7 protein-coding genes are annotated in these 13,149 nt (G+C 48.4%); 5 read left to right on the top strand and 2 right to left on the bottom strand.

Annotated elements, in window-relative coordinates:
* The first annotated feature begins 169 nt into the window (after nt 1–169).
* Both bglS and RSX24_RS10820 read left to right on the top strand, forming a co-directional pair.
* Entirely contained in the window at nt 170–883 is a 714-nt protein-coding gene (gene bglS, locus RSX24_RS10825) for a beta-glucanase (protein ID WP_236414109.1), read from the top strand.
* Nucleotides 884–1,196: 313 nt separating this feature from the next.
* Complete coding sequence (locus RSX24_RS10820; RefSeq protein WP_438286806.1) at nt 1,197–2,879, top strand: extracellular solute-binding protein; 1,683 nt, start codon at nt 1,197–1,199, stop codon at nt 2,877–2,879.
* A 216-nt stretch (nt 2,880–3,095) separates the two neighbouring features.
* On the opposite strand, the gene RSX24_RS10815 is transcribed toward RSX24_RS10820, so the two are convergent.
* Entirely contained in the window at nt 3,096–4,736 is a 1,641-nt protein-coding gene (locus RSX24_RS10815) for a response regulator (RefSeq protein ID WP_236414111.1), read from the bottom strand.
* Between the two features lie 9 nt (nt 4,737–4,745).
* Nucleotides 4,746–6,455, bottom strand: coding sequence for a sensor histidine kinase (locus tag RSX24_RS10810; RefSeq protein WP_343260573.1), 1,710 nt, complete (start codon nt 6,453–6,455; stop codon nt 4,746–4,748).
* Between the two features lie 145 nt (nt 6,456–6,600).
* Here RSX24_RS10810 and RSX24_RS10805 point away from each other — a divergent pair, with 145 nt between their 5' ends.
* Genes RSX24_RS10805 through RSX24_RS10795 form a run of 3 tightly spaced genes read left to right on the top strand, consistent with a single transcriptional unit; the run spans nt 6,601 to nt 12,950 of the window.
* Nucleotides 6,601–7,551 (top strand): ABC transporter permease, encoded by a 951-nt coding sequence (locus RSX24_RS10805; RefSeq protein WP_438286805.1) that lies wholly within the window; start codon nt 6,601–6,603, stop codon nt 7,549–7,551.
* A 15-nt stretch (nt 7,552–7,566) separates the two neighbouring features.
* Nucleotides 7,567–8,445, top strand: a complete 879-nt coding sequence (locus tag RSX24_RS10800) for a carbohydrate ABC transporter permease (protein ID WP_236414113.1) — start codon at nt 7,567–7,569, stop codon at nt 8,443–8,445.
* A 41-nt stretch (nt 8,446–8,486) separates the two neighbouring features.
* Entirely contained in the window at nt 8,487–12,950 is a 4,464-nt protein-coding gene (locus RSX24_RS10795; RefSeq protein WP_343260572.1) for a carbohydrate binding domain-containing protein, read from the top strand.
* Nucleotides 12,951–13,149 lie beyond the last annotated feature (199 nt).

Raw genomic sequence — 13,149 nt, 5'->3', positions numbered from 1 at the left:
GGCTCTTTCCTTTGAAACTAAAAAGATCATTTTGAACCAATCATCTTTAAAAATGAATATCTGTTCTTTCAAGTTTGTTATAGTTCCAATAAGGAGAAGTGTATAAAATGGGGACAACACCCATGTAAGCGCTTTAAATTAAATGGGTGAATTTGAATGGAGGTGTATGATGAAAAGAAAGACATGGGTTGCGTTAATGGTTTCGGGAGTGGTTTCATTATTATTTTCGGTAAGCGCTTTCGCGGGGTATGTATTTTGGGAGCCGCTAACGTACCACAACCCGAGCACATGGCAAAAGGCTGATGGTTATTCCAATGGTTCGATGTTTAACTGCACCTGGAGGGCGAATAATGTTAATTTTACGAGTGACGGCAAACTGAGGCTGGGTTTGACAAGTTCTGCATACAACAAATTCGATTGCGGGGAATACCGAACAACCAACAAACATGGGTATGGTCTGTACGAGGTGAGCATGAAGCCTGCCAAAAATACGGGAGTCGTGTCTTCCTTCTTCACCTATACAGGGCCTGCGGACGGGACGCAGTGGGATGAGATTGATATTGAATTTTTGGGAAAAGACACGACGAAAGTGCAATTCAATTATTACACGAACGGCGTCGGCGGTCATGAAAAAATCATCAATCTGGGCTTTGATGCGTCCCAAGGCTTTCATACGTATGCATTCGACTGGCAGCCCGGTTATATCAAGTGGTATGTCGACGGTGTTCTGAAACATACGGCCACAACGAACATTCCGAAGACGCCGGGTAAAATTATGATGAACCTGTGGAACGGAACTGGCGTGGATCACTGGCTTGGACCGTACAATGGAGCCAATCCGCTGTATGCCGAATACGACTGGGTGAAGTATACAAGCAACTAAAATGGCCAAAGCACAATAAAGTAAAATCATGAAAGGGAAAGTGGAGAGGCATGCTCTCCGCTTTCCCTCTTTTTAATTGCATGAAAAAGGGAGTCCGGAAGCGAAAAATACAGATGATTAAACGAAAAAAAGGCTGTTTTTTTGCATTTTTACAAGGAACATTGCACTAATACAACATTCATATCCATTTTCCAATATCCTAAATTAATGCAATAAATGTTGTAATATTAGTATGGGCATACATACGGATCATTCATTATGATGGACTCTGTAAACAACATTATTACATAGACAGGGGGAACAAAGGTTGGACATGAGCAAAAAAAGAAAAATAGGCAGTTTGGCACTCGCCGGAGTGTTCGCGCTTTCCGCTGTACTCAGCGGGTGCGGCAGCAGTGGACAGAGTAAAGAAGCTGCGTCGAGTACACCAAGTGCTGCACTGGAGATGAAGGATGGTAAATATGATCCGCCTGTCAGCATCACGTATTTGCGGCCATGGGGTCCGGATGTGAAGTTCAAATCAGGTGAGGACCAGGACAACAACGTACACACCAAATGGGCAAAAGACAAGCTCGGCATTGAATTGAAAAATCAGTGGGTTTCACCATCCACCAATAATGCATTCGAAACCAAGCTGCGCCTCTCGCTTGCTTCCAATGCAGAGATGCCAGACATTATCTCGTATCGCGGGGAGTTCAATCTGGTGCGCGAGTTGATCGAAACTGGCAAATTTGCAGATGCTGGCGAATTGTTTGATCAATATGCGAGTGATACGTGGAAAGCAGCCGTTAATGAAGATCCTTCCGTATGGTACCCGTACATGCAGGACGGCAAACGAATCGGCATTCCGATTCTCGACTATGCCTATAACGGAGATCCGGTGATGTGGATTCGGGAAGACTGGATGAAAAAATTCAATCTGAAAGCACCGGAAACATTAAGTGATCTTGAAGTAATCATGGAAACGTTTACAAACAAAGATCCGGATGGAAACGGCAAAAAAGATACGTATGGTCTGACGATCGGATTCAAAAATTGGTTGAACACCTGGATGTCTGATGCAGGCTGGATTTTCGGAGCGTATGGCACGATGCCGAATCAATGGAACCTGAATGCAGATGGCAAGCTTGAATATGGCTCCGTCACACCTGGTGCAAAACAGGCTCTTGCCACATTGCAGGACTGGATGAGCAAAGGGTATATCCCGGAAGAAGCGGGCGTTTATGACGAGACCAAAGCTGCGGAAGAATTTACGGCAGGTAAAGCAGGCATTGTTGTAGGACCTCACTGGATGCCGTCATGGCCGCTGGAGGATGTGAAGAAAAATAATCCGGAAGCTGAATACAAAGCTTATCCCATTCCGGCCGGACCAGATGGCAAAGCAGGCAGACGTGGTACATCGAACGGTAATGGCGTGATCCTGATTAACAAGGACATGAAGAACCCGGAAGCCTTCTTCACCTACCAGAACTATCTCTTTGACCACTATGCGAATCCAACAGAAGGCGATGAATTCGAACACGGCTTCGCTGAAGGATATGACTGGGCTATGGTTGACGGCAAACCTTCTACAGATGCCGGTGCGACCGGTGGTTATTTGCCTGAGAAGTACACGTTGACATTTGACGGTGCACGGATTCCAAGTCTGAGCATGACCACACTCGCGAAGCTTGCAAGCGGGGAAGAAGCAACAACGCCTTTCGAGAAAAAAATGAAATCCGGCGTGCCGGAACCGATGCTTGCAGCAGCCAAAATTGTTATGGATCAAAAAGATATCGTCTATAACCAAATGTTCACAGGCGCTCCAACCATGACGATGCAAATGAACAACGATATTCTGTCGAAGATGGAGAAGGATTTGTTCTCGCAGATCGTTTATGGCAAAGCTCCGGTAGACGCGTTCGACGGCTTTGTCGAGAAGTGGAAATCTTCCGGCGGGGATCAGATTACGCAGGAAGTAAACGAGTGGTATCAATCCGTAACAAGCGGAAAATAAAGCGAAAGATTAATTACAACAGCTGCATGAGCAGTCTTGTTCGTATGAATAGACTAAGTCGTGTGAACAACTGGACCAAGAAGCAAACGAAATTGAAAAGGCATTGTCGGAGATCATTCCGGCAATGCCTTTTGGCTGTACGGGCGTTGGAACAAGCGCGTCTCACATCTCTAGGTTCGGGCAATCGAACAGCCAGCCTTTGGATTCCGCGTTGTATCACACGGGCAGATTCTCCCTGTACTCTTGCGGGGTCACGTCATAGAATTTTTTGAACACCCGGATAAAATAGGCGGTATTGTTGTACCCGACAAGCTCGGCAATCTCAAATACTTTTGCACTGGATGAACGCAGGTAATACGCTGCTTTTTCCATACGCAACCGATACACATAGGCGGTAAGAGCTTCTCCTGTCTCTGCCTTGTATACCTTGGACAAATACACCGGATGAAGGTGAACATGCTCTGCTATAGCGGGCAAGGAAACGTCACCAGCGAGGTGATGGTCTACAAAGCTTTTGACACTGCGCACGATCGTGCTGTGATTGTCCTTCAGCTCTTGTTCCGCATCCTCACTGATCGAATGAAGCGTCCGGATGGACCAGTCTTTCAGCTGCTGCGCGGTGGCATAACTCGGTGCATGAAAGTATCGATACGTTTCGGCAGGAAGCACAGAAGAGATCTGTTTGCCGTTCTTGTGAATGATGTAAGCAAACGCCCCCGCCAAGGCATGATACACTTCGATGGTCGTTTCCGCAATGTCATGATGCTCGCCTGAATGCAGCAGTTCATCAAAGATTACCTCGATTTTCTGCTCCACTTCGTCAAAACGTCCGGCTTCCAGCAAACTGATCAGCGTAGGTGGTTTGTACAAGGAACGGATCGCCGGCACCGGATGCACATCCGGATCATCTGAAGCCGTAACGAACAGGCCTCGTACCTGACCCATCCGCTTGCGCATGGAACGTACGGCTCCCTCGTAAATTTCACCGATCTCGTAAGGAAACTTGCCCCAATGGGAGACCGAGATGGAGATGGCGCCTTTCAAGTAGAGCTGTACATTCGTTTGAATCTGGGCTGCATACTGCTCCAGCAGGGCTTGCGGTTTCTCATCCTTGGTCAACCCTGTTGATGCGCCGTGTTTAACGCTGGCCAGTACAACGAGATAATCGTGGACATCCCGTGTGTGCCAGATATGAAAATGATGCTGCATCACTTCACTGATGATATTGCATATCGCGTATTCCATTAGAGAAAGATCATGCTGGCCCATCTCGGATAAATGCTCCTCCATACGGATCACCAGCATGCCCAGTTCTTCACCGATCGAGTAGGGCAGCTCCAGCAATTCAAGCTTGTCTGACAGGGCTTGCGGAGAATAGGTTTTGCCTGTGAGGAGTTCATGAAGCATGGTCGATTGCAATAGAGGCAGGTTCTCCTGAAAAGCATGCAAGGCACGTTGATATGACGCAGCAGTTTCCCATTTTTGCTTGATCCGGTCCACGAGTCGCTGCACGGTCTCGATCAGGTCTTCATCACTAACAGGCTTGAGCAAATAGTCGAAACTTTCCAGCGCCATCGCCTGTTTGGCATATTCAAAATCGGCATATCCCGATAAAAGAACGGTCTGCACATGCGGCCAGCGTTCGTGAATGGCTGAAATCAGCGCAATGCCGGACATCTCCGGCATGCGAATGTCTGTAATAACGATATCAATATCGTGATTTTCCATGATTTCAAGCGCCACCGCGCCGGACAAGGCTTCGTGAACCGTGCCGATTCCGCAACTCTCCCATGGAATCGTTTCGGCTAACGTTTCCACGACCGATTTTTCATCGTCAACCAATAAAATCTGTAACATGCGTATCACCTACTCCTTGATATTGTCGTGCCATGTGATGCTTACTTTAACGCCGCCGGTTGGCGAATGTTCATAATGTAGTCCGGCCCCGTCACCATACAAAAAGTACAAACGTTGATGAACGTTCCAGGTGCCGCAACCCATATGTTCATCCAGTGGTTTCAACAGATTGCTCTTCAATTGATTCAGCTGTTCATCCGTCATGCCAAGTCCGCTGTCTTCAACGGTAATCTTGTAATTGTCATCCTTGCAATCTGCAAAAATGGTAATATGGCCGTCCTCGGATCGAGGCTCAATGCCATGAATGATAGCGTTCTCTACGATAGGCTGAAGCGTGAGTCTTGGAACGGTTTTGTCCAAAATATCATCAGGTACGTCGATCGTAAAATGCATCCGTTCCAGTCTCAACGACTGGATTTCCAAATAATTTTTGACCATTGTCAGTTCTTCCTTGACCGTGGCTTGATCCTTCTCCGACCTTGTTATGTATCGATAATACTCACCCAGATTCAGAGCCATGGCGACCACGGCTTTTTCGTTTTTCATCCTGGCCATGTTTTTGATGTAGAAGAGGCAGTTATAAAGAAAATGCGGATTAATCTGCGACTGCAATTGCTTCAGCGTAGCTTCGCGTCTTCTCAGCTGCTCCTCGTACACATTCTCGATCAATTCCTGAATGCGCTGGGCCATGATGTTAAATCGTGCAAACAGCAGACTGAACTCGTTCCGTGACGAATGCTGCAAACGAACGGAAAAGTCCCCGGTCGACAAGCGATTCGTACCTTTCACCAGTTGAAGAAGCGGGAGTTGAACGCTCCGGTACAAGACATACAACACAACAACGCTCATGGCGATCAGTACCGTGATGGAAGCAAAAAAGAGATTGCGGCTGCTCGTAATCGGTCTCAGAATTTGCTGCATGGGAACATAATCGACATAATACCATCCCAGGCTGCCGGATTGAATATAGGAAACATAGTATTCGGTATGATCCAGGTTGGTAGTAAAGCCGCCTTTGCCTTGCAAGTCCATCTCCCGCAGTTTGCTTTGAACCGCTTTCAAGGTGTCATTACCGCTGCTGTTGCTGATCAGGCCGAGTTCTGGATGAAACATGAAGGGATCGCCCTTGTTATTTAACTTGTTCTGATCCAGCATCGCCGTCAAATGACGAACAGGGAAGCTGATCTTTGTGATTAATCTGGCTTTGTCCGGTTTGATGCTCGCTGTGGTCGGGTCCGTGGTGTACCATTCAAACTGGTTAAGCGTATACGTCCATGATTTCGAGAGCGGTTTCGTGAATTCGTCTTCCCGGTACGGAATAGAAGCGTAATAATCCGTCGAGATGACTTTTTGCAAACGCGGAAAATACAACGTAATCGTTGAATGCCATTTGCTGGCCGCATTGTACAGGTTCAACTTTTCAAGAATGGCGCTGCCTACCTTGACACGTTCATAAGGGTTATCTTTATAGTCCGGACGCTGGTATTCCTGAATGCTGGAATCCTGGCCAATGGACATGCCGTAAAGAGACAATTGGTAAATATTGGATTCTACCGAATCGGCAAAAGTCGATAGATGATTCATCGAATTATTCTGGATTTCATGTTCGATCACGCGTACGCTCTCCCTGTTCGAGTACGTGTACAGAAACAGCACCAGTACCAGCAATACGATGAACAGCAGGGTGATTTTGGTAAAGACATTCAGACGGGCGAACAACGTTCAACCTCCTCAACTCATTTAAATATTGTTATCGTTGTTGCAATATTAGGATATAGATCGCAAATGGCCGTTGCTATAATTTTAATATACAAGTTCATGCGGACTTGTAAAATACAAAATTTAGAACATGGGGGATGTTGGGGTGAAGGAACATACGTTGGAAACGCCGCATAAACGGCGTGCCGCCAAGACGAAAAAACGCTGGAATATGCGGCGAAACTGGTCCTTGCATATGATGCTTGTACCGGCTGTTTTGCTGGCGATCATTTTTCAGTACATACCAATGGGCGGCATCGTCATCGCTTTTCAGGATTTCAAGCCTTACTTGGGATTTACTGAATCCAAATGGGTTGGTTGGGATAATTTCAAATATTTGTTCTTGTATCCGGATGTTGGGCAAGTGATCTGGAACACCCTGGTGATTGCTTTTTTCAAAATCATTGCAGGGCTGATCGCTCCATTTTTGTTCGCCATCTTGTTAAACGAGGTTCGCTTGGTCGCTTTTAAAAGGGTCAGCCAAACGCTCGTATATCTGCCGCACTTTCTCTCATGGGTCATTCTCGGCGGAATTTTGCTGGATATCCTGTCTCCGCAAGGAGGCATGGTGAACAAACTTATCGTTGCGCTGGGCGGGGACCCCATATTTTTCCTGGGGGATGGAACTTGGTTTCGTATAACACTGATTGTCAGTGATGTCTGGAAGGAATTTGGTTTCGGCACGATCGTATTTCTGGCTTCTCTCTCGGGCATCAATCCGGCGTTGTACGAAGCGGCCGAAGTGGATGGAGCCAACCGATTCAAGCAGACGCTGCACATCACCATCCCTGCGCTGATGCCAATTACGATCGTACTTATGACACTCTCCATCGGAAACATTCTGAATGCAGGATTCGATCAGGTATTCAACCTGTACAATCCGCTCGTTTACGACAAAGGAGACATTATCGATACTTTCGTATATCGACTCGGTATCTTGAACGGCAAGATGAGTTTTGCCACAGCGGTAGGTTTGTTCAAATCCGTGGTTGCGACCATTCTGATCGTTATCTCATACCGACTCGCTTACAAACTGGCTAACTATCGCGTGTTCTAGAGAGGAGAATAGGGCTTGTATTACAAAACAAAAGGATATCGAATATTCAGCGTTGCCAATTATATTTTTCTCGGCGTATTATCGCTGCTCTGCATATTGCCTATCATTCATATTTTGGCCGTTTCGTTCAGCAGCATGGCTCCAGCCTCTTCGAATCTGGTCAGCTTCTGGCCGGTCGGCTTTACGACGGACGCCTACGTAAAGACGTTTGGCAATTCGAACTTTATTGACTCCCTCTGGGTCTCGGTGAAACGGACCGTCATCGCTACCATCCTCGGTATGGTGATCATGCTGATTACGGCATTTCCGTTATCGAAGGAGGATATCAACTTTAGGGGCCGTTCGATCTACACATGGTTCTTCGTATTTACCATTTTGTTCAGCGGCGGCCTGATTCCAAGTTATATCCTGATTCAAAAACTTGGTCTGATGGATACCATTTGGGCGCTGGTTCTGCCGGGAGCACTGTCTGTGTGGAATGTCATCCTGATGATGAACTTCTTCCGGGGCCTGCCCAAGGAACTGGAGGAAGCTGCCTATCTGGATGGTGCAGGTCATATCAAAACGCTGGCGCTGGTCTACGTGCCGCTGTCTCTTCCGGCCATTGCCACGCTGTCACTTTTCACCATGGTAGGTCAATGGAACTCCTGGTTTGACGGCATGATCTATATGTCGGACGTTAAAAATTATCCGCTTGCCTCGCTGCTTCAGACGATCATTGTGCAGCAGGATCTCAGCAAAATCAATGTAGATCCGTCCATGCTGGAGAACGTTTCCCAGCGTACGGTTCGGGCCGCTCAGATCTTTATCGGGGCACTGCCCATCCTGGTGATCTATCCATTTTTGCAACGCTTTTTCGTAAAAGGCATCGTCATCGGGGCAGTGAAGGAATAGCACTGCCCTGCATGTCAACATACATTAGGGGAGGAATACGAGTGAAAAAAGGATTGGCTTGTCTCGTGGCAGGAAGCATGATGGTTTCCCTGGTCTGTCCGGCGGTTGCCGGAGCAGAAAGCACATCGAAGCAAGCGGAGGCGGGACAGGTGCAGGCGGGCAGCCTGCATTCCGCCCCATATCGGGATATGACGGGACACTGGGCAGAAAATGCCGTGACGCGGATGCAGAATCTGGCTTTGATCAAAGGGTATACCGACGGCACGTTCAAACCGAATGAACGCATCAGCCGCGCCGAGTTTGTTGTGATGCTGGACCGGATATTTGGTTTTGCCGGCGGGCAGCAATCAGCGTCAGCAGCATTTTCAGACATGAGCGAAAAGGAGTGGTACTATGATGCCCTGGTTCGAGCGAATGGATCGGGAATCATTCAGGGAACCGATGCTGCACATCTGTCACCAGACCTGCCTATCACAAGGCAGGATGCCGCAGTCATGGCAGATCGGGCGTTCCAACTATCGACAGGCAAAGAGGACGAGCAAGCGCTAACCGGTTTCAAAGATGAGAAAGAAGTGGCAGACTACGCCAAAAAAGCGTTCAGTTATTTGATTCAGGAGAAAATTGTAAACGGATACAATGGAAAACTGGCTCCACAGTCGGATATTACAAGAGCACAGGCAGCAACGTTGATGTCCGACATGATCACGGATGTGAAAAGTGCTCCCGGTACGTATGAATCAAGTGTTGATGGCAATCTGGTTATCCGATCATCTGACGTCACGCTCAAGGATATGACCGTTAGCGGCAATTTGCTGCTCACCGAAGGTATTGGCGAAGGCAGAGTGACGCTGGATGGTGTGACGGTTACGGGAAGTGTCATTATAAAAGGTGGAGGAAGCCACTCCATCGACATTCGCAGCTCCAAACTGAAGCAGGTTGTCGTCGATAAAGCTTCCGGTTCCGGCTTGGTGCATGTGAACATCGCTGGAAACAGCTTGGTGGAAGCAATGACCGTCATACGCAAAGCAACGGTTGAACTGTCTGACGAGAGCGTGATTGATACGTTGAGCGTGAACAGCAAAGCTCGACATACCCGTATTGATGCCAAAGGCAAGATCAAGCTGCTCGATGTGGAGGCTGGCAGCGTGCTTGTCAACGGGAAAACGGTTACAAAGGGGCGGCACAGCGTTAATATGACGTCAGACAACGAGCAGTCTGCACAACCGAAACCTTCCACGCCTGGCAGCGGTTCAACCGTTTCATCACCGTCCTCTCCGGCTGGAGAGACACCTTCCGTTCCAGGTAATCCGGCGGGGGAGAAGCCGATTCCGGCAACAACGATCCCGGACGAGGATTGGGAAATGATCTGGAATGACGAATTCGACGGTGCTGCCGTGGATGATTCCAAATGGACGGTTCAGGATACCGGATTTGTCTATAACAATGAATTGCAATATTACAGTCCGGACAATACACGCATCGTCAAAGATGGCGCTCGGAGTGTACTTCAAATTGAGGCGAAGCGGGAGCAAAAAAGTGGCAAACCCTATACTTCAGGCAAACTGATCACGATGGGGAAAGGAGACTGGACCTACGGCAAAGTTGTCGTTCGGGCGAAGCTTCCGGTGCAGCAGGGCATGTGGCCGGCCATCTGGATGATGCCTACGGATGAATCGCATTACGGTGGATGGCCGGCTTCCGGCGAAATCGATATTATGGAGCTGATCGGCGGCAAAAACAAAGACCACGAAGTGTACAGCACGATCCACTATGATGCCGTGAAGCCTGATGGCTCGCACGGGCATGACCAAGGCAAGTTTACATTGCCCGCCGGAGAGTCCTTTGCAGATGAATATCATGATTTTCAGGTGGAATGGCTGCCTGGCATGATTCGTTTCTACGTGGATGGCAAGCTGCATCATCAAGTGAATAACTGGCAAACAACCGCGGCAGGACAGCCGGAGAGCTACACTTTCCCTGCACCGTTCGACCGGCCGTTCTATCTGATTCTTAACCTTGCGGTAGGCGGAGACTGGCCGGGATCACCTGAAAACGGATTTGTGTCCGAGAAGATGAATGTGGATTTTGTTCGGGTATATTCCTATAAAAAAATGAACGAATGGCCCGACGTCACTTCGAATCCAATCGAGCCTGAACGGAAGCGGGATCCGCGAGCAGATGGCAACCAGATATATAATGAACGCTTTACCGAAGGCGTCGATGCAGCCGGTGTACCGAATGAATGGAAGTTCATTACGAATGCAGGCGGAGCTGGTAAAGTGGAGGTTGTTGACGATGAACAGAAGGGCAAAGCGGCGAAGGTGACCGTCTCACAGCCCGGAACCGAGGGTTATTCCATACAGCTGACACAAATGCCGATGTACGTGAAGAAAAACAGAAAATACAGAGTGCAGTTTGATGCCAAAGCATCTGCCGACCGTGTCATTCGTTCGAAAGTGACGCAATTCGAGAAAAGCTGGACGAATTACTCGGAGGAACACAGCTTTTCGTTGACTACGGATTGGCAGCCCTATGAATACACCTTTAACATGCGGAATGGCTCAGACAATAATGCCCGATTTGAATTCAATCTGGGGCTGGATGACGCTGCAGTCATGGTATCCAATGTCAGACTGATCGATATCGGTGAGGCTGACGCTGTACCTGTGGAAAGAAAAGCACTGCCGGATGGAAATTTGGTGTATAACGGTACATTTGATCAAGGCAAGGGGCGGCTTGGTTTTTGGTCCAATCGGATTGAATCCGGTGCCGAAGCCCATATTTCCGTGAATAACTTCCTGAAGTTCCCGATCATGGAACGGCAGCTCGTGGTTGATGTGAAGCAAACCGATGGTCAGCCTGATCAAGTAGCTGTGGTACAGCCGGATATGAAGCTGGAAGCTGGCACCACCTATGGATTCTCTTTTGATGCAAAGGCGGATGCGCCTCGTACGATGGACATCGGCTTGTCAACCGCAGAGGGACATGACGTGCAAATCCATCAAGGACAGCAGATCCAGCTCGGGCAAGAGATGAGAAACTACACCGGTGAAATCGTGATCGGACAGAGCGGAACGACAGCAACAACAGCAACAGCCGAATTGAAGCTTTTATTCGGCAGTACTTCAGGCAAGGCCTACGTCGATAATGTAAGGCTGACCAAGCGCGGAAAACCGGTTTCGGTTCAGGGCTATGCCCATATTCCTGCAACTGAGGCATGGATGATGCAAGGTTTGCAGCTCGAAAATTCCGATGAAGGCGGCCAACATGTCAGCTACATGGACGAAGGCGATCTGCTGCAATTTAAAATCGATGCAGCAAACGATGGGGCATATGCCTTTTCCACCCGGATGGCGAGTGCCAAAGCGGATTCAAAAATCCGATTCAGCGTCAAAGATGAACAAGGCAATAGGGTTGCAAGCTCGGAGCTTCTGCTTGGAGATACGGGCGGGTGGCAAACCTACAAAACCGTGTATCTGCCAGCGGTTTCCCTGAAAGCGGGAAACTCGTATTATGTTAATTTTGAAGGGAACGAATATAATACACGCTGGCTGGACGTTTCTCAGAATAAGCTGCAGAACGGCGAGTTGACGCATGATCGAAGCGGTTGGGAACTGATTCCTGATGATCTCGTGGCTTCACATAGGGAAGATGAGGGCATTCGCATTACTTTGTCGGGTGCAAGTGAAAATGGACGGGAAGCGTTATTGCAGCAAGGTCAGCTTTCCTTGGAGTCGGGCAAGACGTATCGCTTGAGTTTTGATGCCTCTGCATCCGCTCCAACATCCGTGCAAGCGGTAGTCTCGCAGGAGGGAAGCGGAGACAGGTATATGGATGAAACGGTAAACCTGACTGAAACCAAACAGCGATACACTTATACATTTACAACGGGGGACACTGCGGGTGCGGCTGCCTTGTTGAACTTTGGTTTTGGTACTGCTCCAGCGGGTGAGCACAGCGTATCCATTCACAATGTGATGCTGTTCGAAGTGAATCCCGATGCGGATCAGGGCGGACAGCCGGTACACGTCAATCTGATATCGAACGGTGACTTTGCCAAAGGAAGCGACGGCTGGTTTAGTCATTCTGACGGGAATAACTCGGAACTGGTATTTACCGTCGAGAATCGGAAGCTGCAGGCTCGTATTGGTCAGGCGGGGAATAATCCGTGGGATCGGCAAGTGATTAATGAAGGTTTCGCGATGCAGCAGGGTTACAAATACAAACTAACGTTCAAGGCCAAAGCGGATAAAGCACGCAAAATGGGCCTTGGCGTCGGCTGGGTTGACGTTCCCGCAGGATACGCATGGCATGGATTTTTCGGTGAGCGAGTGGACTTGTCCACCGATGAGCAAGAATACACCTTCACGTTCGACACAACCGAGCACAGCTATGCGAACAGCCGTATTGTATTTGATATGGGCAGCATCAGCGGTGCCGAAGACGGGAATACAAGCATTACGTTGTCCGATGTGAGGCTCATCAACATGGGACCAGTCCAATAGAACGTAAGGAACCAAGTCCTTCGCGGCCTGGTTCCTTTCATTCTTATGTTAAAAAACCTCTATATAGGTTGAACAAGAAATTTACACGAAAACGGAGGGGGCAGAAAGAATCTGCAGAAGCGGAGCTAAAAGCTTTCTGTAAGAAAGCTCCATCGAAAGCATACGCTTCGTGTTTATCACCGGATTTTCCCTTTGAAAA

The organism is Paenibacillus hubeiensis, assembly GCF_032334105.1.
GTDB classification, from domain to species: domain Bacteria; phylum Bacillota; class Bacilli; order Paenibacillales; family Paenibacillaceae; genus Paenibacillus; species Paenibacillus hubeiensis.
Note: the sequence above shows the minus strand (reverse complement) of the source record. Positions and strands in the feature narration are given on the sequence as shown.